Here is a 23,637-nt window from a genome sequence, read left to right as displayed (position 1 = left end):
CCGGTCCCGACTCCGCCGAGCCCCGTTGATCTTGTACCCACTGTCACTGGAAATCGTTCTCCGTGTCCGTAGGTACAAGATCAGCGGTGAGGCACCCGCCCCGGCCGCGCAACCGCCCGGTACCCCTTTCGCGGCGTCTGCTGTCGGCACCACCGGTGGTTGCGGCGGCGCCTCGCGCCTGTACGCACCCGTCCGCTACCGGCCCACCTGCACGGAGGCATCCGGCGGAGACGCACCGCCGGACCCGAGGGCATGTGGGCCGGGCACCCCGGGTAGCACGCGGAACAACCCATGGCGCCGACATCGGAAGGGTGGGCACCCGCCATGCGGATACTCGCCGCCCTCGGGGCCGCCGCGCTGGTGCTGCCGCTCGCGTCGTGCGGCGGCGGGGACGGACCCGAGTCGCCGGACGGCACGGGAACGGTCGAGACCCCGCGGTCGCCGACTCCGGGCACCGCCACGCAGACCGGTACGTCCACGGCCGGCGACGCGCCCGCGGACGGCGCAGGCGGCGGTGACGACGGCGCCGCATCGCCGACGTGCGGGACGACCGAGAACTGGACGCTGCGCCCCGACGTACGGGAGGGGAACTCGGGCGATCCCATCACCGACGTGCGTGCGGGACGCCACGACTGCTTCGACCGCGTGGTCCTCGACATCGGCGGCACCGCCGAGACCGGCTTCCGTGCGGAGTACCGGCCCGAGGTCCAGGAGCCGGGCAGCGGCAGGCCCGTGCCCGTCGCGGGCGGCGCCGCGCTGAAGCTCATCGTGTACTCCCCCGCGCGGGGCACCCCCGGCGGCGGCATGGACGAGGAGCCGCTCGCGAAGGCGCGGGAGCACCTGGTTCCCGAGAGCGAGCTGGCCTCCTGGGACGCGTTGCGCTCGGTGCGCTACGCCGGTTCGTTCGAGGCGGTCACGACGATCGCCGTCGGTGCGCGGGAGAAGCTGCCGTTCCGCGTGTTCTCGCGTGCAGACGAGGACGAGGGCGTGCGCACGGTGGTCCTCGACGTCGCCCACAGCCCCGGGTGAGTCGTCCGCCCCTCCGGCGGCGGCCCGCCTCTCGCCCTCCGCAGCGCGCCGAGAGCGATCACCGGGCCGCCCCGGCGCGTACCGCCGCCTCCACTGTGCAGCCGCGGCGCCGGCACGGTAGGGACCCCGCCGAGCCTGCGTGCCCGAGCGTCTACCAGGCCTCGTGCAGGAGCCCGGTGAGCGCGTCGACGTCCGCCTCCCGCGGGTTGGGGTAGGGCTTGGCGACGACCCGTTCGGCGATGCCGCGCAGCCCGTCGCGGGGCACGCCCAGCTCGCTGAGCCTGGTCGGTCCCGCGTGGCTGTGCGCCAGGTCCGCCACGGCGGCGACCGGGTCGCGGCCGGCGATGCGCGTCAGCCGCCGGGCCGCGTGCGGCGCCGAAGGCAGGTTGAACGCCATCACGTGCGGCAGCATTAGCGCGTGGAGTTCGGCGTGGGGAAGGTCGAAGGTTCCGCCGAGGGCGTGCGCCAGCTGGTGGTGCAGTCCCATCGTGGTCTGGGCGAGGCAGAGTCCGGCGAGCCAGGCCGCCGACTGGAGGCGCTCGCGTGGGGCGGTGGCCGCGGGGTCCTCCAGCACCTCCGGCAACGTGGCGAGGACGCCCTCGACGGACTCCGACGCCAGCCCGTCGCTGGCGGCCGTGCGGTCGCGCGCCCACAGCGCCTCGACCGCGTGCGCCAAGGCGTTCAGCGCACTGGTCAGGGTCAGCCCCGCCGGCATCGTGCGGGTGAGCTCGGCGTCGTAGACGACGGTGCCGGGGGCCAGCGCCCGATCGCGCCGCGTGGTCTTCACCCCGTTCTCGGTCTCCCCGAGCGTGGGGGTGACCTCGGAGCCGGCGTAGGTCGTGGGCACGGCGACCTGCGGCAGGCCGGCACGCGCCGAGACCGCCTTGGCCAGCCCGATCGCCGAACCGCCGCCGATGGCGACCACGCTGTCGGCGCCCGCCTGCTCGACCACCGCCATAGCCTCGCGGGTCACCTCCACAGGGGTGTGGACGACGGGATCGCCGAACCGGGCCGCCAGGCGGGTGCCCAGGGCCGCCGCGAGCTCGTCCGCGGCGCCGCCGGCGGAGGGGGTCGCCACCAGCAGCACCCGCCGGGTGCCGAGCCGCTCGACCTCCTCCGGGATCCCATGGCGGGCGCCGAGCCCCACAAGCACCCGGCAGGGAAGGGTTTCGTGCACGGTGACGCCGGCGGGCGTGCTGTCGCGCATGGTTCTCCCTCGTCGTCGCTGGGCGGCCGCTCCGAGCCGAGCTGATCTTGCATGTGTAGTCGATTCGGACGCCGAGGACGACACGAGTACAGGACCGGCGGAGTCCTAGTGCTTGGGCCGCTTGGCCGGCAGGCCGTGCCGGGCGGCGTAGCGGCGGAGCACGGCGAACAGTCGGGCGGAGTCGGGGGTGTAGAGGCCCGAGATCACCAGGGGCCGCCCGTTGCGGACCCACAGCTTGAGGTCGCCCTCGGTGCTGTCGCTGGGCATCTGCTTCAGCGCGGCGACCTCGGCCAGCGGCACCGCCCGCAACCGCCGCCCCTCGCGCACGACGAGGCCGCGTTCGAAGAGGTAGACGCCCCTGCGGCCGCGCAGTACGGCGGCCATCCACAGTGCGGCGGGCAGGACGGGCAGCAGCAGGACCACCCGGGAGATCCGGGGAAGCTCGGAGTAGGTGGAGGCGGCGGACGACTCGGCGGCCAGCAGCACCGCCGCCGCGGTCGCACCGGCCGCGAGCATGTACACCGCCGCGCGCCGGTGGTCGACGTCTGGATGGGCGTGCACACTGACGGATACACCGAGGCGGTGCTCGCGCGCGACGGCGGCGGCGCTCTCGGGCATGGCGGATTCCGGGCCGCCGTCAGGCGGGACGGTCGGTTCCGGTCGGGAACCGTCCCCGGTTTCGATCCCGGTTTCGAATCGGGGCTGTGCGGGCGGGCTGGACCGGGAGTCCGACGAAAGCCTCTTCACTGGGGGGATCCAATCCGTCGCGGCGTCCGGTGGGGGATTCTGTGCGCAGATGCGCACAACATGTCCGGGCAACCGGCCGCAACCCTAACAACCGGGCCTCTCGAAAACGTCGCGATCTCTTCCCGACTTCCGCACGGATTCCCTGCATACGGTCGTCGGTCCCACCTTCGCAGCGTCACACTCCCGAGGCTCTCCGTCCCCGCCCCCGGACCGCCCGGCCGTCCCACCGCCTTGCCGCCCTGTCGGCTGCCTCGGTGCGCGCGGCGGGAGAGTGCACCCGACAGGTTATGGCTGAGCGGGCCCGCATCGTCGTCGAATCGTCGTCGGCGAGGTCCGTCGCCGACCGGAGGGCGGAGGGAGCCGCGGACCGGACCGCGACCGGCTTCTGCCGTCGCCGGTCGCCGGTCGCCGGTCGTCGGGACCTGCACCGGAATCTAGACTCGGTTGCGGAATCCGTACGTGGCCTCGATGCCGGATCCCGAAGCGGGCGCACCGGGGCACCCCAGCACACGAGGGCAGGACGCATTGGCAGACACTCAGCCGGACGGGGGGCCGGGTGCGCCGGGTCGCCTGGAGTTGCGCGCGGACTGCTCGTCGTGCTTCGGGCTGTGCTGCACCGCCCTGCCGTTCTCGGTCTCGGCGGACTTCCCTGTGGACAAGCCGGCCGGGCAGCCGTGTTCGAATCTGGGCGAGGACTACGGCTGCACCATCCACACCCGGCTGCGCGACGAGGGGTTCCGCGGCTGCGCCGTGTTCGACTGCTTCGGCGCGGGTCAGCAGGTCTCGCAGGTGACCTTCGCGGGGCGTTCGTGGCGCGAGAACCCCGGCACCGCGCGTGCGGTGTTCGACGCCTTCGGGGTGATGCGCCGGCTGCACGAGCTGCTGTGGTACCTGGACGAGGCCCGCTCGCTGCCCTCATCGGAGCCGATCGACGCCGGACTGCGCGCCGTACGGGAGGAGACCGCGCTGCTGACACAGGCCGGTGCCGCGGAACTGCGGGACGCCGACCCGGACGGGCTGCGCGAGCGCGCCAAGCCGCTGCTGCGGCGGGCGAGCGTGCTCGCGCGCGAGCACGAGCCCGGCACGGCGCAGAATCGGGCCGGTGCGGATTTGATGGGAGCGAAGCTGCGCGAGGCCGACCTGCGCGCGGCGGACCTGCGCGGCGCCCTGCTCATCGCCGCGGACCTGCGCGGCGCCGATCTGCGCCGGGCGGACCTGATCGGCGCGGATCTGCGTGACGCCCGCATCGGCGGCGCCGACCTCACCGGTGCGCTGTTCATGACCCAGCCCCAGGCCAACGCCGCCCAGGGCGACGCCGCCACCCGGCTGCCCCGGGCATTGGAGCGCCCCGAGCACTGGTAGCCGCGGCCGGCGGGCCCCCACCACCCGCGGCACGCCGCTTCGCGCGAACCGCTCCCGGCTACGGCTTGCGGCCCACCGCGCCGAAACCGTCGAGCTCGGGCGGCTCGCCGAAACCCGTCACGTTTCGGTCAGCGCGGCCGGATCGGCACCGGCCGGAGAGCCGACTCGGCGCCGCCGGCGGAGCGCCCCGGCACGACTGCTCGGGGCCGGCGCCGTTCGCGCCGAGAACCGATTTCCCCCGCCTCACATGCGACGACGCGGACACTGGTGAATCAACGGATATTCGGTGAAGCCGCGATTGCGGATAGTTACGAAGTGCCCGCGCTCAGCATCGGCTCACGCGGGCGCTCGAACATCCCCCGATAGACGGTAGACAGCGGCAGCGACCGGGCGGAATCTCCATCCCCCCATCCCCTACCCCGCCCGCCTCCGCACCGCTGATCCTCTCCCCTTGGAACTGACAGCGGGTAGCGCCCGCGGACCCCCGTGCGAGCCGAGCAGCGCTCCCCGTCCCGAGGCAAAGGAAGCATTCCCCATGTTCGCAAAGCACGCCACCGAGCAACCGGAGGCGACCATCGCGTCCGAGACCGCATCCGCGGCCCGAGGCCCCCTGCGGGCCTTCGGTCGGATCGCCGCCGCCCTCACCCTGGCAGTCAGCGGCACCGCCGCCGTCGCCACTCCGGCGCACGCCGACGAGATCGGCCCCGACCCGTCAGAGGACAGCATCGAGGCGCGTACCGGCCCGTTCGACACCGACGAGGAGAGCGTCTCCTCGCTGGTAAGCGGGTTCGGCGGCGGAACGATCTACTACCCCGAGGACGACAGCCACACCTACGGCGGTGTCGTCGTCGCCCCGGGCTACACCGCCAGCTCCAGCACCATGTCGTGGCTGGGCCCGCGGCTGGCCTCGCAGGGCTTCGTGGTGTTCACCATCGACACCAACACCCGCTACGACCAGCCCAACAGCCGGGGCCGCCAGATGGACGACGCCCTGGACTACCTGACCGACGACAGCGACGTCTCCGACATCGTGGACGAGGACCGGCTGGCGGTCATGGGCCACTCCATGGGAGGCGGCGGCACGCTGGCCGTCTCCGAGGACCGGCCCGGGCTGAAGGCGGCCATCCCGCTGACGCCGTGGCACAGCGACAAGACCTGGGGCAGCGTCGACGTGCCGACCATGATCATCGGCGCCGAGAACGACTCCATCGCCTCGGTGAGCAGGCACTCCATCCCGTTCTACGAGAGCCTGCCCAGCTCGCCCGGCAAGGCGTACCTGGAACTGGACGGCGCGTCGCACTTCGCGCCGAACACGAACAACACCACCATCGCCAAGTACAGCATCTCCTGGCTGAAGCTGTACGTGGACGAGGACCAGCGCTACGAGCAGTTCCTCTGCCCGGCCCCGGAGAGCGGCGGCTGGGGCTCCGACCTCTCGGATTCCCGCGAGACCCACTGCTCCGGCGGTGACGGCGGCGGCTGGCCCTGGTAACCGGCCCGCTTCCTGAGTCCGGCGCCCGCCCCTCCATCCCCTGAAAGCCGGGGGCGGACGCCGGGGGGACATCCGGACAGCAGCACTGCAGCAGCACCACGGCGGCCGCCGCGCGCGGCCGCCGTCGGTGTGTGCGGGGGCGGTGCCGAGGCGCTGTTCCGCGCGCACCGGAACCTTTCGGGACAGACGGGAAAACGGCGCCGCCGATCACCGCAAACCGCCGTGCGGCCGCCCTCCGAACCGATATGGTTCCGATGGCCGCGGTATCCACGTCCATCCCCACGCTCAGCGAAAGAGGCAACCCCCGTGTCCGAGAAGGTTCGGTTGACCTGCCCGATGGGCCGCAAGCGGGCGGAATTGTGGGCAGGTGCCCTGCTACTGCCGATCGGCGCCGTCGCGGCGGCCGCGGGCCTGAGCGGGCTGTGGGGGACGGCCGATCCGGGAATGGGGGCATGGGCGGCGGTGGCGCTGGGCGCCGCGGCGCTGGTGGGCGGGCTCGTCCTGCTGATCGACGGCATCCGGCTGCGGGTGCCCGTGCTGGAGGTCGAGGACGGGGAGTTCCGCTACACCCGCGGCCGCTACATCGTGCGCATCCCCTTCGCCGACGTCGGCTCCTACTACGTGCTGCGCGGGCGCACCCGCTCGCTGGGGCTGTGCGACGTCGCGGGCCGACCGCGCCAGTTCCCCTCCGTCCAGGGGCGCCGCGCCAGCCGCCCGTACCTTCCGCTGACGGGCCTGACCTCCCCGGCCAAGGTCGACGCGTTCATGAGCACCGCGGGGATCCCCCCGCGCGACCGCTCGCTGACCTCGGGGCGCTGAGGACCGCGAAAAGCATCATCCGACCAGGGCATTCATTTATGACTAGCAAAAACACGTCGCCTTCACTGCCCCTTGATTGCAACCAATACTTTGTTAGTCTATCGAATACAGAAAATAAAATTCCCTATATAGGTGCTTTTTTGGTCAAGTCCCTGGCACGCCGGACCGCGGCAGTCACAATCGTGGCCCTAACGGGAGCCATGCTCGCAACGGGAACCGCGCTCGCAACGGAAACCACTGCGGACCTGGAGGGCTGGTACCCCTGGGCCCAGTACTCGACCAACAAAGCGTGCAACAATACAGGGGTGTCACTTGTCAGACAGCGCGACGACGCTAGCACTTGGCGCTGCATTCCCATTTATAAGGATGTCTGGCAGTTGGACCTTTACTTTCCCTAGAACAACGTACTTCTAGGGCTGTCCACAACCAGCATCCGATCGGATATCGGACGGCCACACCACGATCAACCTGACAAACGAGGGCACCCATGGAACTCCGGTAAGCTGATTCCCGCGAACCGGGTCGCCCAGCACCGGGGGTGCAGGAATTAACCGCGGGTCGTGTTCCTAGGAACACGACCCGCGGTGTTTCGAATGGATGCGGCGTCCAAGGTCAGACGCTACGAGGCATACCCGCCTTAGGAGCTGAAGTCCAGGCCCTCGGCGTCGTCGCCCATGACCTCATTGAGGTAGTCGGGGTTGTCGGCCAGCCAGGCCTTGGCCCCCTCGGTCTCTTCGCCTTCGTGGTCAGCGATGATCGTCTGCTCCAGGCTGCCGATCTGGTCGTCGGACAGCTGGAAGTCGCTCAGCCACTTACTGACGTCCGGGTGGTCCGAGGAGAAGCCGTCCCGAGCGATGACGTTCATCGACTCGGCGTCGCCCATCGCGCCCTCGGGGTCCTCAAGGTCCTTGAGGTCCTGCTCGGCGTAGATGAGGTGCGGACGCCACAGCGTCACGACGATCGGCTCCTCGTCCTCGATCGCCGTCCGCAGCTCCTCCAGCATCGCCGGGGTGGAGGACTTGACCAGCTTGTAGTCCTCCTCGAGGCCGTAGGTCGGCATGGCCTCTTCCTCGGTGGTCTGCACCAGGCCCGAGCCGGACTCGATGCCGATGATCTCGCCGCCGAAGGTGTCAGCCTCGCCCTGGAGGTCCTCGATGGAGTTGATGTCCTCCATGTAGGAGGGCACCGTCAGCGTGAGGCTGGCGTTCTCGTTCCAGGCACCGAGATCCTCAACCTGGTCCCCGTACTTGTCCATGTAGTCGCCGTGGGTGTTGGGCAGCCAGGTGTCCATGAACAGGTCGATGTCGCCGTCGGCCGTGCCCTGGAAGACCGGGGCGACGTCGACGTTCTCGAGCGTGACCTCGTAGCCCTTCTCCTCCAGGACCGCCTTCCACAGGTGCGAGACGGCGATGTCCTCTTCCCACGGGATGAGACCGATGGTGATCTCCTTGTCACCGCCGCCCTCACCCTCTTCGGGGCCCGTGGAGACGCCTTCGCCGCCACCGCCGCCGCAGGCGCTAGCCAGCAGCGTCAGCGACAGGGCTGCGGCGCCGAGGCCGAACAGCTTCGTGGAGCGCTTTCGGTCGCTCACGATTCCTCCTCTTGTGTGCGGGTGATTCTGCGGAGCCCCGCCGACGCGGAGGGCGGCGGAGCGGGGAGCGGGGCTTAGGCGGACGCGCGCTGTGCGCGTGCCGCAGGGGAGAAGCGGGTGACGGCCCCGGTCAACCGGTCCAGGAAGATGGCCAGGATGACCACGGCGATACCTCCCTCGAAGCCCACCGGCACATCACCCTGGGCGATGCCGGTGTAGACGTCGTTGCCCAGACCGCCGGCGCCGACCATGCCGGCGATGACGACCATGGACAGGCTCAGCATGATGATCTGGTTGATGCCGGCCATGATCGTGGCCAGCGCGAGCGGGATCTGGATCCGGCGCAGGATCTGGAAGTCCGGAGCGCCGAAGGCCTCGCCTGCCTCGACCAGTTCCTTGTCCACCTGTCGGATGCCCAGCTCGGTCAGCCGCACGCCGGGCGGCATCGAGAAGATGACGGTGGCGATGACGCCGGGCACGGTGCCGATGCTGAAGAAGGCGATCGCCGGCAGCAGGTAGACGAACGCGGGCAGGGTCTGCATGAAGTCCAGCACCGGCTTGATCACGGTGCTGACCTTGCGGCTCTGGGCCGCCAGCACGCCGATGGGCACCGAGACCGCCACGGCGACCAGCGTCGCCACGAGGATCAGCGCCAGGCTGCTCATCGCGTTGCTCCAGCTCTCCATGCTGATGATGAGCAGGAAGCCGAGCACGCTGAACAGCGCCACGCCCCAGCCGGCGATGAAGTAGGCCAGGACCGCCAGCAGCGCGCCGACGATGAGCGAGAGCTGCACGCCCACGATGAAGTGCAGGGCGAGCACCGCCAGCAGCGACGCAGCCGAGGCCGCGGCGATGATCTGCTGGCCGCGGTCGCGGGTGACGATGAAGCTGAGGGCCACCAGAGCGGCGAACAGCAGCAGCGCCAGGACCAGCGGCGGGTAGACGTAGCTGGAGCCGAACAGGTTCATCGCCCACACGAACAGCGGTGCGGGCAGCGAGGCGATCACACTCGCCGCCAGGCCCGCCGACAGCTCGGCGACGTAGAACCCGGCCCATATCGCCACAGCGATCAGGGTGGGCGCGTAGCGCTTGCGTGCCAGCAGCCCGACGCCCACCACCCCAGCGGCGGCCAGGGTGAACTGGGTGGCCGAGGTTTCGGCGAGGAGGCTGAAGAGGTTGTCGACACAGATCTGGATGACCATGCCGATGAAGTCGAAGACGACCTCGAAGTTGATCCGCAGCCAGTTGATCGCGCTGTCGAAGGACTCGCCGACGGGGATGCGCGGCACCGGCACGGCGTAGGAAACGGGGCTCACTGCCGGCTCCCTTCGGTGGCCTGGGCGTCGCCGCCCGGATCGGGCTGGGACTGTGCCGCGTCCTCGTGCGGCTGTTCGGCGGTGCCGGCGGTGTCGTCGGTCGTGCCGGACTCGCCGACCTCGCCCCGCGACGGCTCCTCGCCCGTCTCGTTGTCGTCGCCGTTGGGCGTGGCCAGCGCGGCGAGCAGGGTGCCTCGGGGGATGACGCCCACCAGGCGCTCCTCGTCGTCGACCACGGCCAGCGGGTAGGAGCTCTCGGCGGCCTGGGCGAACATCTCGGCGACAGGGGTGTCGGGGGTCACGCGCTCAAGGGAGTCGACGAGCCCGTCGAGCGCCTTGACGTTGTCGCGCACGGCCTCGCCGATCGCGTTCTCGTTGACGGCGCCGACCAGCGTGCGGTCGCGGCGCACCACGAACGCCGAGGGCGTCTGGTTGTCGCGCATGGTCCGCAGCGCGGCGCGGGGGCCCTGGCCGGGGTCGACCACCGGGATGGGGGCTTCCATCACCGACGAGGCGGTGAGCACGCGGGTGCGGTCGACGTCCTCGACGAAGTTGGCGACGTAGTCGTTGGCCGGGTCGTTGAGGATCTCCTCGGCGGTGCCGATCTGGGCGACGCGGCCGTCGCGCAGCACGCAGATGCGGTGGCCCAGGCGCATGGCCTCGTTGAGGTCGTGCGTGATGAAGATGATCGTCTTGCCCAGCGACGCCTGCAGCTCCAGCAACTGGGTCTGCATGTCGCGGCGGATCAGCGGGTCCAGCGCGCTGAAGGCCTCGTCCATCAGGATGATGTCGGTGTCGGCGGCGAGCGCGCGCGCCAGGCCGACGCGCTGCTGCATGCCGCCGGAGAGCTGGCCGGGGACCTTGTGCTCCCAACCGTCCAGACCGACCATCGCCAGCGCCTCGCGCGCCTTGGCGTCGCGCTCGTCGCGGGCGACACCGCGGACCTCCAGGCCGTAGGCCGCGTTGTCCAGGACGCTGCGGTGCGGGAACAGCGCGAAGTGCTGGAAGACCATGCTGACCTTCTCGCTGCGCAGCTTACGCAGCTCGGACTTGCCCAGCTTGGTGATGTCGGTGCCCTCGATCTCGACCGAGCCCGAAGTGTGGGGCAGCAGGCCGTTGAGCATCCGGATCAGCGTGGACTTGCCGGACCCCGACAGCCCCATGACCACGAAGATCTCGCCGGGCTCCACCTCGAAGGAGACGTCGATGACCGCGGCCGTGACGTTCAGCGACGTGATCTCATCGCGGTGCCGGCCGTCCGCCAGCAGTTCGACGGCCCTGGTCGGACGCCTGCCGAATATCTTGTAGAGCTTGTCTGCGCGTACTGCTGGCACGGTCTCCTCTTCGGGTCTGTCCGGGGCGCGCGGAAGAGCGGGCCGCCCCGCGGGCGGGCCTCCGCGCGTCGGCGATACGCGTTGTCATCACGTTCGGTGACCGGATCGCGTGTCCGCACCTGGGCACGAGGCCCACCCGGGTCGGGGCCCCCTGCGCATGTGCCGAGTCCTCACCGCTCTTCACGTCCTTTTTATGGCGATACGAACCTTACCGATGAAGTGCGAAGACTTGCCCCCGACATCGTCACGGAGAGATAACACGTTTACCCTTGGGGTGGACCCGGAAAGCCGACGTGCGCACGGAACTTAGGCCAGCGAGTGCCACACGAATGTGATCTGCGCCACACTTCGCATCGCGGTGATCGCCATCACAATTCGAACGTCTTGGCTGCTCATACCGGCTACGCTCAGGCCGCCCGCATGTGAATACCGTGATTTTCTGCTAATGGAGCGGTTGCCGGGGGTTGCGGATGCTCGTCCACAGCCTGTAACCGGCCTGGGGGCGGCTGGAAGCGGTCGCATAGAGTCGTAGGGGTGACTCACTCACGCATAGTCGGCTTCCTCACCGTCGCGGGCATGCTCGCCGCGATGTGGGTGTTCGAGATCATCGACACCGTCTTCGGAGGCGCGCTGGACACGGTGTTCGGGCTGCGTTCGTGGACGGTCGACAACGCTTGGGCCGTAGCCACCGCCCCCTTCATGCACGCGGGCTTCGGCCACCTGCTCAGCAACTCGCTGCCGTTCCTGGTGCTGGGGGCGCTTGTGGCCTTCGGCGGACTGGGGCGGTTCCTGTGGACCACGGTGATCGTGATCCTGGTCAGCGGGGCCGGCGTATGGCTGCTCGCCGCCCCCGGCACGCTGACCGTGGGCGCCAGCGGGCTGGTGTTCGGCTACTTCGGCTACACGGTCCTGCGCGGCATCATCGAGCGGCGCACCGCCGACATCGTGATCATGATCTGCGTGGTCCTCTTCTACGGGACGCTCATCTTCGGGGTGCTTCCCCAGCAGTCCGGAATCTCCTGGCAGGCCCACCTCTTCGGCTTCCTCGGCGGGCTCCTGGCGGCCTACGTGCTGCCCCGGCGCCAGAAGCAGCGCCCGGTGACGCCCGGCCCTCCTCCGGGATACGGCGGGTACGGGGGCTACGGCGCACCTCGGGGCTAGCCGACGGCCGGCCGACGCGAAAGGCGGAGGGCGGTCGACGTGAGAAGGGCGGGCGGCGGGGGCGCGGCGGGCTTGAGTTGGAGTGCGCTCTAAGCCCTAGCATCACGGCCATGACCACACAGCGATCGCCGCAACGCCCGATCGGATCGGGCTTCTCAGCCCGGACCACCGCCAAGGAGGCCCTGGAGGGCATCGACCTCGGCGGCAGGCTCGCCGTCGTGACCGGCGGCTACTCCGGGCTCGGTCTGGAGACCACCCGGGCCCTCGCCGAGGCGGGCGCCCACGTCGTCGTCCCAGCTCGCCGCCGTGCGGCCGCCGAGGAGGCCGTCGCAGAGATCGGGGCGGAGGCCGCCGACCGAGTCGAGGTGGACGAGCTCGACCTCGGCGACCTCGACAGCGTCCGCGCTTTCGCCGACCGCTTCCTGGCCTCGGGGCGCGGCGTCGACATCCTGATCAACAACGCCGGGATCATGGCGTGCCCCGAGACCCGCGTCGGTCCGGGCTGGGAGGCCCAGTTCGCCACCAACCATCTCGGCCACTTCGCCCTGGTCAACCGCCTCTGGCCGGCGATCACCGGCGGCGAGGACGACGGCGAGGGCGCCCGCGTCGTCTCGGTCTCCTCACGCGGCCACCACCGCTCCCCCATCCGCTGGGACGACGTGCACTTCGAGCGGGGGTACGACAAGTGGGAGGCCTACGGGCAGGCCAAGACCGCCAACGCGCTCTTCGCGGTCCACCTCGACGCGCTGGCCAAGGACCAGGGAGTGCGCGCGTTCTCCCTGCATCCCGGCGGGATCCTCACTCCCCTACAGCGCCATCTCCCGAAGGAGGAGATGGTGGCCGCGGGCTGGATCGACGAGGAGGGCAACCAGATCAACCCGCGGTTCAAAACCCCCGAGCAGGGTGCGGCCACCCAGGTATGGGCGGCGACCTCGCCTCAGCTCACTGGGATGGGCGGCGTGTACTGCGAGGACTGCGACATCGCCGAGGCGGTCGAGACCGGGGACGCGAGCACGCCGTCGGGGGTGCGCACCTACGCCGTCGCCCCGGAGGAGGCCGCTCGCCTGTGGACCCTGTCGGCCGAGCTGACGGGCGTGGACGCGTTCGCGCGGTAGGGGCGGGGAGGGGCGGTAGGTAGCCGTTACCGGGGTGCGAAGAGCCGAGGGTTCTGCGGGCCTTCAGCCGCCGGCCGGCGGTGCCACGGTCCGGCAGCCGGCGATCGGCGTCGGAAGGGCCTCGTCCTCGGCAATCCGCGATTACGCCTCCGCGGGGCTGTTGTCGCCGGTCCCCCACCGGAAGTTCTTGTACGACCGCGAAGGGGTCGGCCCGCGCTGGTTCTGATAGCGCGACCCGTACTGCGAGGAGCCGTAGGGGAACTCCGCGGGCGAGGTCAGCCGGAACATGCACAGCTGTCCGATGCGCATCCCGGGGTAGAGCTTCATCGGCAGCGTCGCCACGTTCGACAACTCCAGGGTGACGTGCCCGCAGAACCCGGGGTCGATGAACCCGGCCGTGGAGTGGGTCAGCAGGCCCAAGCGCCCCAGCGAGCTTTTGCCTTCCAGTCGGCTCGCGATGTCCTCGGGCAGCGCGACCACCTCGTAGGTGGAAGCCAGCACGAACTCGCCGGGGTGCAGTATGAACGGCTCGTCCCCGTCCGGCTCCACGAGCCGGGTCAGGTCGGGCTGCTCCACGGCAGGGTCGATGTGCGGGTACTTGTGGTTCTCGAACACCCGGAAGTACCGGTCGAGTCGGACGTCCACGCTCGACGGCTGGACGAGCCCGGGATCGTACGGATCGATCTTGACCCGCCCCGCCTCGACTTCAGACCTGATGTCGCGATCGGAGAGCAGCACCCTCCAGAACCTACCGCCTCACCCACACCCGCAGGCCCCAGCGCCGGTTACCCCTACCGCGCACACATCCGTTAGACTGGGACACGTCGGCGGAGGCTCGAGAGCCTCTGCTGCCACGCGGATGTAGTTCAATGGCAGAACTTCAGCTTCCCAAGCTGATAGCGCGGGTTCGATTCCCGTCATCCGCTCTGTACGAAAAATAGCCCTGACCTGCTATACCAGATCGAACAGGCAGGGCTTTTTTCATGCCCAGGGTGCACGCAAGGGTGCACGACCTCGCGCCGACGGCCCGCTGTGCAGACTCCATCCCGTCATCCGGCCCCGCGGCGAGGGTGCACCAGGGTGCACGGGATGGCCCCGCCGGCTCCGTGAGCCTGCGAGGGCTCGCCCCGCACCTTGCCCGCTGGCGGCGCCCGCCACCTGAACAGCGCCGGATGCGGGTGGAGGCCGCCGCTCACGGCGACCGCCACCCCTCTGAGACAGGACGTGCGCGGACGTATGAGGGAGTTGCGATCCTCGGCCGCCGCAGACGGCCACCGCCACGACACCGCCGCCGAGAAGGGCGAGGACAAGCCCGTGTTGCGATCCTCGGCCGCCGCTGACGGCGACCGCCACGACGACATCCTTGTCCGCACGCTTCCCGGCTGGGCTGTTGCGATCCTCGGCCGCCGCTGACGGCGACCGCCACTCCTGAGGACATCGCCCGCGATACCCGGCTGATGGAGTTGCGATCCTCGGCCGCTGCTCACAGCGACCACCACTGCACCTGCCGCGCCGCTGGCAGGGATGGTCCGAAGAGTTGCGATCCTCGGTCGCCGCTGACGGCGACCGCCACCTCGGTGACGGAGACGCGCGTGACGTTCTCGGATTCGTTGCGATCCTCATCGCCGCTGACGGCGACCGCCACGCGCCCGAGCAGGCGAAATGCCCATACGAGCCCCGCCGCGCAGTGCAACGAGAACGGACATACCCACCCACTCAGGAAGGAACCTACTTCGGAACCCCCCGAAAATCTATGAGAGCTTCCGGTTCCGAAGCCCGCCACACAACGGGCTGCGCCGATCCCCCAGACTACTGGCGGCCCGCCGTGTGGCGCTGCCATGCCGACGATCGTTCAAGATGTTCCGAGGCGATCGAGGACTCGTTCACCATCGGGGGTCGCGCCTCTAGCCACCACTACCCCCCGCTTATCGGTGGCCATCGCGCCCCGCTGCGCAAGCAGCGTAGGTGGTGCGAGGCCCGCACCGACAGTCTAGACTCGACCGCATGGCGCTCTCACGATTCTCCGTGGAGAACTACCGTTGCTTCGACGACCGACAGGATATCGAACTCGGGCGCATCACGGTCGTCTTGGGCAAGAACAATTCTGGCAAGAGCGCGCTGGTACGCGCCCCTCTCGTGCTCTCAACGGGCGTGCGGACCCAGTCTTCCCTGCCACTGGACCTCGACCTACTCGGTGACGCCGCGCCGACCTTCTCCGACCTCATCTATGGCGGAAACCCCCACGGCAGAGTCCAGCTCGGACTGGACTTTGAACACGAAGCCTTCGGCCCCTTCGGCCTGGAGGCGACAATCCAGAACATTGATGAATGGCAAACCCAGGTAATAAGCGAACTTGTCTTGCGGGCGAACTCCACAGCGACTCAAATGACTTGGGATTACAAGGAAGACGAAAGTGCATGGAGTTCGCGGCGCTCATATCGAGTGCGAAATCCCGAAGAGTGCGAGAGCTCACTTCAGTCGCTTTCATTTCGTGGACTACTGCCAGCCGAAATACGGGAGCCCACGCTTTCCTCTTCACCAACAGATTTTGCTGCTTCCGTCATTCGGGAAGGATTCGACCGGATCCGCTACCTCGGCCCGTTCCGTGAACGACCGGAATGGGTGGCCCGCCTGCCCTCGCGTGCACCCCTTGCAGTGGGTAGTTCCGGAGAGGAAGCATTGGGCATGATCGGCTACGATGCGGTTCGGGGACGACGGCAGATCATCGATAAGATCAACGATCTCCTCTCCGAGCATCTTCCTGGATGGAAATTCGAGGTGCACAGCCTTGACGACCGGCACTTCACGCTAGATCTCAGCGCTTTGACCGAAAAACACGTCAAAGTTAACCTTCGAGATGCGGGAACCGGTGTTGCACAATTGTTGCCGCTGTTGACGCAACGGGCAATGGATGCGGCGCAGTCACCCCAACGCCCGGTCCTGCAAGTGGTGGAGGAGCCGGAATTGCATCTCCATCCCTCGGCCCACGCGATGGTGGCGGACCTATTGCTGCGCGGGAGCCGTGAGACCGCCGTACGCTATCTCGTGGAGACACATAGCGAAACCTTCCTACTCCGGCTGCGCCGTCGCGTCGCCGAGGGCGAGATCGCTCCGGAGGACCTCTCCATTTACTTCGTCGAGCACTCCGAAGGTTCGGCTCAGGCACGCCGGGTTGGGGTAGATAGGTTGGGCAACCTCGACTACTGGCCCACGGGCGTGTTCTCCGAGGACTTTGAAGAGGCCCGGGCGCTTACTGAGGCACAGAGCAGATCGATGGAGCGCTGATGCGGGTTCGGCTCTGCTCCAAACTATTCGAAGCAGATGGGCATTCCCGGCAAATTTACGACCTCATCCAAGAATTCGTCCGTGGCCGTCACGACTGGGTCATCGACCCTCGGGACGCGGTCACCGCAGGCGACTACTGCCACCGCAACTTCGGGCGGTTGGGATCCTCAGCCGCCGAGTTCGCGCGCAAGGCCAGCGTCAACCAGGCATGGGCCGGCAGTGGTGCTACTCAACCACCCGTTAATGTCACCAGCGAGACTCTGCATGATGACGTGCATGACTTGCGCCAGTCCGCCTACCTGATCGTGGAGGATAGGTATTCCGATCGGAGCTTCCTCGTTGCGGTCGCGCATGTCCTCGACGGCAATGACGTTCTCCGCGCACTCTCCACAAACCATCTGGAACTTCAACACGGTGGAGGAAGTGGCCGTGTCAAGGACCACTGTGCCGAAGACCTCAACCGCTTCAGGCGCACCAAGCGTGTGGCGGTGCTGCTCGACAGTGACCGACTTCAACCGGGTCAGAGCACCAAGTCCCACCGAACCGCCGACGAGTTACGGCAACTAGGAGCATGGGTCCATGTGCTGGAGTTGCGCGAAGCGGAGAACTACGTACCCAACAAGGTACTCGCTGCTGTCACCCCCCACAAGCAAGTTGGAAGACGAATTGATGCACTGAAGCTCCTCTCAGCGCAACAACGCGGGTACTTCGATATGAAGAAGGGATTCGCCGGAAAGCCGCAACCTAGTACGAACCACGGAGACCTGTACAGTGATCTCGAGGACACGACCGTCGATGTGCTTGGTAGCGGATTCGGCGACAACCTGACGAAGCTGCTGGAACGTGAGGCTGCGCCGGGCAAGATCACCGCCAGCGACTTTGAGAGTATCGGGAAAGGGGTCGTCGAGGAACTGCGCGGACTACTTGCCATGCTGCGGAGGATCATTTAGGGGGGCACATGCCGGATACCCACGACGAAATCTCGGTCAAGCCAGAGATTTGGTTGTTGGAACAAGTGCTAGATTCTATCGGCAGGGGCGACCTGCGAGTTCCGAAGTTCCAACGGCCCTTCGTATGGCGGCCCGAGCAGATGCTCGGGCTGTTTGACAGCATCGAGCGCGGCTACCCTATCGGTAGTCTGTTGATCTGGCAGACGGATTTGCCGCTGGAAAGCCTGGACGAAATCGGCGGCCTTCCCATCCCTCCTCCCGAATCGAACCGCCAGACAGCCTACGTTCTAGACGGCCACCAGCGACTGTCCACGCTGTACGGGGCGTTGCGACGATCGGCCGACGCTCGGAGATCCCCAGACCAGAAAGATTGGATGTGGTGGGTATATCGCGATCTACGCAGCGGTGACGACCGGTCGAGCCGCTACCGGCACTGGAAAACGGAAGCAAGGCCACCGCTCCACTTCCTGCCTTTGCGTTCGCTTCTGCGAACCATGGATTTCCTCGGTTTCGCCCGGGAACTCCAACAGCGTGCCGAGGACGAAGATGTGGATAACCTCATCGCCGACGCGGAGGCGGTAGCGGCGCGACTCAAGTCCCACCAGATGGCAATTGTACGTCTCACGGGCGGAAGCCTCTCGCAAGCCGTCGAAGTGTTCTCGCGGGTCAATAGTAGCGGGCAACCCATGTCGCCCGATCAGATGGTCTCCGCACTAACCTACACAACGACTGGTCCGGAGAGCCTGAGCGAACGAATTGAAGATATTCGGGAACGGATTGCCGCCACCGGATTCGGCGACATCCCCTCCTTGACTGTCTTCCGAGTCGTTCTAGCGATTTCTGGCGAGGAGGACATACAGCGCACCGGCTGGGAGGTTCTAGCGAAGCGGGTGGAAGGCGGGTTAGTCGATGCCGTAGAAAAAGCCGACGCCGCCCTGGACAAGACCATCGAATTCCTGCGCGATACAGTGTGGGTGCCCGTTGCCCGCCTCATTCCGTACAACCTGCAGGTTGTACTACTGGCTGCGTTTTTCCACTATTGCGCGGAGCCCGATCGAGAGCGACTGGCAGATCTGGAGCGTTGGTTCTGGACTACCTCCTGGGCTGGGACATTCGCGGGAGCGAACACGACTCAGGTGCGGGAGGCGCTGCAAAGGATGAGGGATTTCGCGCTCGGTAAGGGGCCCTTGGACTTCCACGATCAACGTGCCCGACCGTTCCCAAGCAAATTCGATTTCCGTAGTGCACGGGTGCGCACTTTTATTTTGTGGGAACTTCGGGAGTTTCCGCATCGGATCGATTCGGACCGCAGAACGACCATCAAGCCGGCAGAGTTGCTCGCGCGCTCCCACACGGAGGCCTACCGTCATGCTGTAACGAATCGCAGGTTAGCCGATGTGTCGAGCCCTGCCAATCGACTGATCATGTCTTCGCCCTCCGGCACCTCACTGCGCCAGACTTTGGTGGATCTGGCGTTAGACGACGAAGGGCGAAGTGTCCTTAAGTCACATGGTATCCCGGAGGAATCCGTGAGGTACCTGCGCCTAGGGAAAGACCAGGGATTTATCGAGACTCGAACACAGTTCTTGGCAGAGCGAGAACGCCAATTCATGAGCGGGCTAGGCGTACAGCACGCTGACGACCAAGTTGGAGAGGCTGATATCGATACTGAGTAATCCTGCGGTGATCGGTCAGCTGACCATTCTCCATGCGTACGACCTGGGATCAAGGGGCTCCCAGTTATTGAACTATTCATGTCGTCGGCCGTGGCAAGCGGTCCGCTACCCGTTCGGGTCGCTGGTGCACCCCGAGGGTGCACGAGGTCGGTGAAGGTGGTGCACCACCAGGGTGCACGTCTCGCTATCCATCCCGGCGCAACCGCGCACAACCCGGCCCATGCCTCACCCACAGCCTGGGGATACTCGAATACTCGCAGGTCAGCGCACCCCTCCTGCAGTCTTCGATTCCCGTCATCCGCTCTGTACGAAAAACAGCTCTGACCTGCGATGTTGAATCGAACAGGCAGGGCTTTTTTCATGCCCAGGGTGCACGCGAGGGTGCACGACCTCGCGCCGGCGGCCCGCTGTGCAGACTCCATCCCGTCATCCGGCCCGCGGCGAGGGTGCACCAGGGTGCACGGGACCGCCCCGCCGACCCCGTGAGCCTTCGGGACTCGCCCCGCACCTGGACCGCTGGCGGCGGCCGCCACCACCACGCGCAGCCGCGCTTCGAGGTCTTCGGCGGCGTTGCGATCCTCGGCCGCCGCGGACAGCGACCGCAACTACACGCTCTTTCCGGCCCCGGCCATGCCCACCGTGTTGCGATCCTCGGCCGCCGCGGACGGCGACCGCAGCGGGTGGCCGGGGGCGGCCGCCTCCTGCCGGTGGATGCTCGCCTCTGCTAGGAAGATGCGCATGCGCAATGTGACGATCCGGCTGGCGCCACAGGCCCCTGTCGAGCGGGGGCAGGCATGGTCGGCGGGCGCCAAGGCCGTCTTGGTGGCGGTGGTCGGCACCGCGATCCTGGCCCTGCTGCTGGGACCGATCGCACGGCTGCTCGTCGGCTCTGGGGTGCTCGCGGACATGGAGCCCAAGGACCAGGCGGTGTCCCTGGATGCTGCCCGCCGTACGCTCCTCCAGATCGGCGTGGGCGGCGCCGCCCTGGGTGCGCTGTACTTCACATGGATGAACTCATGGGTTAACCAGCGCAACCACGAGGTCGGCCAGCGCACCCTTCAGGTGACGCAGCAGACTTACCAGTTGACCGAACGGGGACAGCAGGCCCAGCGCTTCAAGGACGCCGGCGAACAGCTCGGTTCGGACAGCATCGCTACACGCATCACCGCCGTCTACGCCCTCGAGCACATCATGCGCGAATCCGAGCGCGACCACGAGACCGTGATCGAGGTTCTAGCGGCATTCGTCCGCGAACACGCACCCGCCCACCGCCCGACCCCTTCTCCCGCCGAAGCTGGCCGGGGCCGGCGGCACCCGCCAACCGGAACTTCCGAAGCTGAGCACCAACGCCTTCGACCTGCCACAGACGTGCAAGCGGCGCTCACCGTGATCGGACGACGCCCCGACCGCCAGGAGGTGAACCCAGTCCATCTCCCGGAGACCGACCTGCGCGGCGCCGACCTCAACGGCGCCCGCCTGAACAGAGCGATCCTGACACGCGCCAACCTTGAGAACGCGAACCTGACCCGCGCTCGCCTCGATGACGCGGACTTGACCGACGCCCACCTCGAAAACGCGAACCTAGCCGGTATCCGCCTCGAAGGCGCTACTCTCGCCCGGGCCCACCTCTCAAGTTCAATCCTGAACGCCGCCCATCTCGAGGGCTCCTACCTGGGCAGCGCCCACCTCGACAACGCGATCCTGCCTAGTGCCCGTCTCGAGAACGCGATCCTGACCGACGCCCACCTCGAAGATGCTCACCTGTCCGACGCTCATCTCGAACGTGCAGTCTTGTCCGGCGCTCGTCTCGAATCCGCAACGCTGGCCGGCGCTCATCTCAACCACACGGACCTGACCTGTGCTCACCTCGATGACGCGCGCCTGATCGGCGCTGAACTCGGAGACGCTGATTTGAGGGGCGTCGATCTGAGCAAGCTTGTGCTCACGAAGGAACAGTTGGCGTCGGCGATCACCTAAGACATGTGGGGATGAGCGGCGCGTCCCCCGTGTGTGGCCGAGAAGCTTGAGCGCATCGTCGGCTGCGTCAGGTGGCCGCCGGCACGCGTGGCGCCCCTTATATTCCGCCATCCCCCTAGCCAATTGCGGCAAACCAAGCTTGAGGAACAATGTTGAGTACGTACGAGGTCTATACTGGCGCCATACGACGTTCAGGCGAGGAGACAGACTTGGTGGAGCAAGAAGGACAGAACACCTTCGAATTCGAGGATAATCCTGAACCACTGGATGTCGCAGCTGGCGAGCGTAAGCTTGTAACGCAACCCTATGACTATTCCGTGGACCAACTAACATCACATGTAGACAAGCGCAAGATTCTACTGATGGAAGTCCCGTATCAGCGAGAATATGTTTGGGATGACGCAAAAGCGAGCAGGCTGGTCGAGTCGCTCCTGCTAAATGTGCCGATCCCGGTTTGCTACTTCGCCGAAAACGAAGACGGGACTTGGGAGGTTATTGATGGGCTCCAGAGGGTCCACTCCATCGTTCGCTTTCTCAAGGACGACCTTGCTTTGCGCGGACTCTCCGTTCTAACAGAATTAAACGGCAAACAGTTCAGCGAAATATCTGCCCGCGACCAGCGGCGAGTAGAATCACGTACTTTGCGATTTGTTGTCATCACGGATGAGTCACACCCGGATATTAAGTTTGACGTTTTTGAGCGGTTGAATACTGGCGCAGTCAAGCTAGCACCGCATGAGCTACGCAATTGTATATACCGTGGCGCCTTCAATGACACCCTGAAAGACTTGGCTCAAATGGATAGCTTCAGGAGAGCCATAGGTCGGGGCAAAGATTCCCGCATGCGCGATGAAGAGATGGTTCTGAGATTCCTGGCCCTACACGAGAACCTTTCCGGTTACAAACCGCCCGTAACTCAGTTTCTGAACGAACACATGCGACGCAACCGCCAACGGCGCCCCAGCCAAGAGGTAGTTGCTATTTTTGATGCAACAATGCAACACATTGCTTCCATCTTCGACGGTCGCGCTTTCCGCATCATACAGGAGGAAGGAAAACCGGCCACCAACGTAAACCGAGCACTGTATGATGCAGTCAGCCTGAGTTTTGCCTTTGCAGACCTGGGCTCCATTACCGGAAAGGAATCCAGAATAAGGGAAGCTCATCATGAGCTTCTGAGCGACTCCACATTTCAAGTTTTCATCGGCAGAGCGACGGCTGACCGAACACGCATGCACGGAAGGGTTCGAAAGTACAGCGAAATGCTAAAATCGCTGGATATCCCCTCCTCCCTTCCTCATCTCCCAGAAGCATGACATCCACGGCCTGGGCGGATCTGGCGAATCGCCTGGCAGAAATCCGCCTGCTCTCGGACCTTGACCCTATGCGATCCGGGGAAACATCACAGCCCGCAGTGAGCAATTCGATCAACCGAAGCTGTATCGTTCTATTATCAGCTCACTTGGAAGGCTTCCTGGAGGACATTGCAGCCGAAGCAGTCGATTTCCTCGTTGCAAATAAGGCCTGCGTGGATGATCTACCCATTATTTTACGTGCACTCCACGTCGAGGATCACCTTAGAGCAATAGAATCCATTAAGGACAAAAATGCTCGTGCACCCAAGATCAAGGATATGTTTGCTTCTGAATCATTCCTCTGGCGACCTGGCGCCACTCTGGAAGCGACAATGGTTCGCGCGAAGACCGTATGCAGCCAGATGGACAATCCGGGGTCGCGAGAAATCTGCCAGTTTCTAGCACTACTAGATGTTGACATCCTTCAACACCTCGAAAAGATCGACCGAAGACCACTTCTCGATAGAGTTAATGGTCTTGTCGCGAGGCGCAATGCCATAGCTCATGGCGAAGCCTCAGCGTCTGCAACGCATATCGATGTGGACGACTACGTGGCCCTAGTTCAAGATCTAGCCAGAGAGATAAATACCGCAGTTGGACAATCAGTGATGAGAATATGCAAACTTACGATCTCACCTTGGTAAGCTTCGAATAAAGTAGAAAATATCAGGATGTCTGGTACCAACGGTCGCTACCTCGACGCCTACTTCGGAACATCCCCGGGAATCCATGAGAGCTTCCGGTTCCGAAGCCCGCCACACAACGGGGCTGCGCCGACACCCCAACCTACTGGCCGACCCGCCGTGTGACGCTGCCATGCCCACGATCATCCAAGATGCCCCCCGAGGCGATCGAGGGGATCGAGCTGCACGGGATGGCCCGGCCGGCCCCGTGAGCCTTCGGACCTCGCCCCGCACCCGGCCTGCTGGCGGCGCCCGCCACCCTCCCACGTCCTGCTGTGTTCCGGTCTGCAGCCCCGGGGGTTGCGATCCTCGGCCGCCGCTCACTGCGACCGCCACCAGGGCGTCGACGCCAAGCTGGAGGCGATGACGCAGTTGCGATCCTCGGCCGCCGCTCACGGCGACCGCCACTGGCAGGTCGCCGAAGTCGACGCGTCCACGGTCACGTTGCGATCCTCGGCCGCCGCTCACGGCGACCGCCACGCCTCGCCGTACACGATGACGTCGGTGCCCTCGCCGTTGCGATCCTCGGCCGCCGCTC

21 protein-coding genes, 1 tRNA gene and 1 CRISPR repeat array (1 of these 23 cut by a window edge) are annotated in these 23,637 nt (G+C 66.5%); of the genes, 14 read left to right on the top strand and 8 right to left on the bottom strand.

Annotated elements, in window-relative coordinates:
* The first annotated feature begins 324 nt into the window (after nucleotides 1–324).
* Nucleotides 325–1,029 (top strand): AMIN-like domain-containing (lipo)protein, encoded by a 705-nt coding sequence (locus tag LP52_RS25610; protein WP_052809451.1) that lies wholly within the window; start codon nucleotides 325–327, stop codon nucleotides 1,027–1,029.
* Nucleotides 1,030–1,180: 151 nt separating this feature from the next.
* On the opposite strand, the gene LP52_RS05160 is transcribed toward LP52_RS25610, so the two are convergent.
* Together LP52_RS05160 and LP52_RS05155 are read right to left on the bottom strand one after the other, a co-directional pair.
* Complete coding sequence (locus tag LP52_RS05160) at nucleotides 1,181–2,236, bottom strand: maleylacetate reductase (RefSeq protein WP_040271219.1); 1,056 nt, start codon at nucleotides 2,234–2,236, stop codon at nucleotides 1,181–1,183.
* 105 nt (nucleotides 2,237–2,341) lie between these two features.
* Nucleotides 2,342–2,854 (bottom strand): hypothetical protein, encoded by a 513-nt coding sequence (locus LP52_RS05155; protein ID WP_040271218.1) that lies wholly within the window; start codon nucleotides 2,852–2,854, stop codon nucleotides 2,342–2,344.
* A 654-nt stretch (nucleotides 2,855–3,508) separates the two neighbouring features.
* Between LP52_RS05155 and LP52_RS05150 the strand changes: the two genes are divergently transcribed.
* The 3 genes from LP52_RS05150 (at nucleotide 3,509) to LP52_RS05140 (ending at nucleotide 6,656) form a co-directional block, all read left to right on the top strand.
* The gene (locus LP52_RS05150; RefSeq protein WP_040271217.1) at nucleotides 3,509–4,345 is read left to right on the top strand and encodes a pentapeptide repeat-containing protein; all 837 of its coding nucleotides are present in this window, start codon (nucleotides 3,509–3,511) and stop codon (nucleotides 4,343–4,345) included.
* 535 nt (nucleotides 4,346–4,880) lie between these two features.
* A complete protein-coding gene (locus tag LP52_RS05145) occupies nucleotides 4,881–5,837 on the top strand; it encodes an alpha/beta hydrolase family protein (protein ID WP_084722907.1) in 957 nt (318 codons plus the stop codon).
* A 306-nt stretch (nucleotides 5,838–6,143) separates the two neighbouring features.
* Nucleotides 6,144–6,656 carry a hypothetical protein gene (locus LP52_RS05140; protein ID WP_394298183.1) on the top strand — a complete coding sequence of 171 codons (513 nt, stop codon included), beginning with the start codon at nucleotides 6,144–6,146 and terminating at the stop codon, nucleotides 6,654–6,656.
* Between the two features lie 637 nt (nucleotides 6,657–7,293).
* Here the strand turns inward: LP52_RS05140 and LP52_RS05135 are convergent.
* The 3 genes from LP52_RS05135 to LP52_RS05125 all read right to left on the bottom strand — a co-directional run bounded on the left by LP52_RS05135 (nucleotide 7,294) and on the right by LP52_RS05125 (nucleotide 10,897).
* Nucleotides 7,294–8,247, bottom strand: coding sequence for a glycine betaine ABC transporter substrate-binding protein (locus LP52_RS05135; protein ID WP_052809449.1), 954 nt, complete (start codon nucleotides 8,245–8,247; stop codon nucleotides 7,294–7,296).
* A 74-nt stretch (nucleotides 8,248–8,321) separates the two neighbouring features.
* A complete protein-coding gene (locus LP52_RS05130; protein WP_040271216.1) occupies nucleotides 8,322–9,563 on the bottom strand; it encodes an ABC transporter permease in 1,242 nt (413 codons plus the stop codon).
* Nucleotides 9,560–10,897, bottom strand: coding sequence for a quaternary amine ABC transporter ATP-binding protein (locus tag LP52_RS05125; protein WP_193789953.1), 1,338 nt, complete (start codon nucleotides 10,895–10,897; stop codon nucleotides 9,560–9,562). The genes LP52_RS05130 and LP52_RS05125 overlap by 4 nt, the downstream gene beginning before the upstream one ends.
* Nucleotides 10,898–11,431: 534 nt before the next feature.
* On the opposite strand from LP52_RS05125, the gene LP52_RS05120 reads away from it, so the two are divergent.
* Together LP52_RS05120 and LP52_RS05115 are read left to right on the top strand one after the other, a co-directional pair.
* Nucleotides 11,432–12,058, top strand: coding sequence for a rhomboid family intramembrane serine protease (locus tag LP52_RS05120; RefSeq protein WP_040271214.1), 627 nt, complete (start codon nucleotides 11,432–11,434; stop codon nucleotides 12,056–12,058).
* 110 nt (nucleotides 12,059–12,168) lie between these two features.
* Complete coding sequence (locus LP52_RS05115; protein WP_040271213.1) at nucleotides 12,169–13,173, top strand: SDR family NAD(P)-dependent oxidoreductase; 1,005 nt, start codon at nucleotides 12,169–12,171, stop codon at nucleotides 13,171–13,173.
* Nucleotides 13,174–13,314: 141 nt separating this feature from the next.
* Here LP52_RS05115 and dcd read toward each other — a convergent pair whose 3' ends face one another.
* Nucleotides 13,315–13,911, bottom strand: coding sequence for a dCTP deaminase (gene dcd, locus LP52_RS05110; protein ID WP_052809448.1), 597 nt, complete (start codon nucleotides 13,909–13,911; stop codon nucleotides 13,315–13,317).
* A gap of 117 nt (nucleotides 13,912–14,028) precedes the next feature.
* Between dcd and LP52_RS05105 the strand changes: the two genes are divergently transcribed.
* Nucleotides 14,029–14,099, top strand: a tRNA-Gly gene (locus LP52_RS05105).
* Between the two features lie 310 nt (nucleotides 14,100–14,409).
* Nucleotides 14,410–14,586 carry a hypothetical protein gene (locus LP52_RS29090; protein ID WP_449336604.1) on the top strand — a complete coding sequence of 59 codons (177 nt, stop codon included), beginning with the start codon at nucleotides 14,410–14,412 and terminating at the stop codon, nucleotides 14,584–14,586.
* Nucleotides 14,587–14,656: 70 nt separating this feature from the next.
* Here LP52_RS29090 and LP52_RS29085 read toward each other — a convergent pair whose 3' ends face one another.
* Complete coding sequence (locus LP52_RS29085) at nucleotides 14,657–14,818, bottom strand: hypothetical protein (protein ID WP_449336603.1); 162 nt, start codon at nucleotides 14,816–14,818, stop codon at nucleotides 14,657–14,659.
* Nucleotides 14,819–15,177: 359 nt separating this feature from the next.
* On the opposite strand from LP52_RS29085, the gene LP52_RS26175 reads away from it, so the two are divergent.
* From LP52_RS26175 to LP52_RS05085, 3 genes are read left to right on the top strand one after another with little or no spacing between them, the layout of a single operon-like run.
* Nucleotides 15,178–16,458 (top strand): DUF3696 domain-containing protein, encoded by a 1,281-nt coding sequence (locus LP52_RS26175; RefSeq protein ID WP_040271211.1) that lies wholly within the window; start codon nucleotides 15,178–15,180, stop codon nucleotides 16,456–16,458.
* Nucleotides 16,458–17,408: a hypothetical protein gene (locus LP52_RS27055; protein ID WP_157036210.1), complete on the top strand. Its 951-nt coding sequence runs from the start codon at nucleotides 16,458–16,460 to the stop codon at nucleotides 17,406–17,408. Before LP52_RS26175 ends, LP52_RS27055 begins: the two co-directional genes overlap by 1 nt.
* Nucleotides 17,409–17,416: 8 nt before the next feature.
* Nucleotides 17,417–19,084 (top strand): DUF262 domain-containing protein, encoded by a 1,668-nt coding sequence (locus tag LP52_RS05085; protein ID WP_040271208.1) that lies wholly within the window; start codon nucleotides 17,417–17,419, stop codon nucleotides 19,082–19,084.
* Between the two features lie 605 nt (nucleotides 19,085–19,689).
* On the opposite strand, the gene LP52_RS28695 is transcribed toward LP52_RS05085, so the two are convergent.
* Nucleotides 19,690–19,824, bottom strand: coding sequence for a hypothetical protein (locus LP52_RS28695; RefSeq protein WP_274518783.1), 135 nt, complete (start codon nucleotides 19,822–19,824; stop codon nucleotides 19,690–19,692).
* Between LP52_RS28695 and LP52_RS25600 the strand changes: the two genes are divergently transcribed.
* The 3 genes from LP52_RS25600 to LP52_RS27050 all read left to right on the top strand — a co-directional run bounded on the left by LP52_RS25600 (nucleotide 19,823) and on the right by LP52_RS27050 (nucleotide 23,060).
* On the top strand, nucleotides 19,823–21,061 hold the full coding sequence (locus tag LP52_RS25600) for a pentapeptide repeat-containing protein (protein ID WP_052809446.1): 1,239 nt from the start codon (nucleotides 19,823–19,825) through the stop codon (nucleotides 21,059–21,061). The genes LP52_RS28695 and LP52_RS25600 overlap by 2 nt on opposite strands.
* A 212-nt stretch (nucleotides 21,062–21,273) precedes the next feature.
* Nucleotides 21,274–22,377, top strand: coding sequence for a DUF262 domain-containing protein (locus tag LP52_RS26170; protein WP_169775344.1), 1,104 nt, complete (start codon nucleotides 21,274–21,276; stop codon nucleotides 22,375–22,377).
* The gene (locus tag LP52_RS27050) at nucleotides 22,374–23,060 is read left to right on the top strand and encodes an MAE_28990/MAE_18760 family HEPN-like nuclease (RefSeq protein WP_169775343.1); all 687 of its coding nucleotides are present in this window, start codon (nucleotides 22,374–22,376) and stop codon (nucleotides 23,058–23,060) included. The genes LP52_RS26170 and LP52_RS27050 overlap by 4 nt, the downstream gene beginning before the upstream one ends.
* Nucleotides 23,061–23,398: 338 nt before the next feature.
* Nucleotides 23,399–23,637: a CRISPR direct-repeat array (repeat unit 37 nt; unit sequence GTTGCGATCCTCGGCCGCCGCTCACGGCGACCGCCAC); it runs 85 nt beyond the window's last position.

It is taken from the genome of Streptomonospora alba (genome assembly GCF_000826685.1).
Taxonomy (GTDB): domain Bacteria; phylum Actinomycetota; class Actinomycetes; order Streptosporangiales; family Streptosporangiaceae; genus Streptomonospora; species Streptomonospora alba.
The sequence above is the reverse complement of the archived record's forward strand: the minus strand, read 5'-3'. Positions and strand labels throughout refer to the sequence as shown.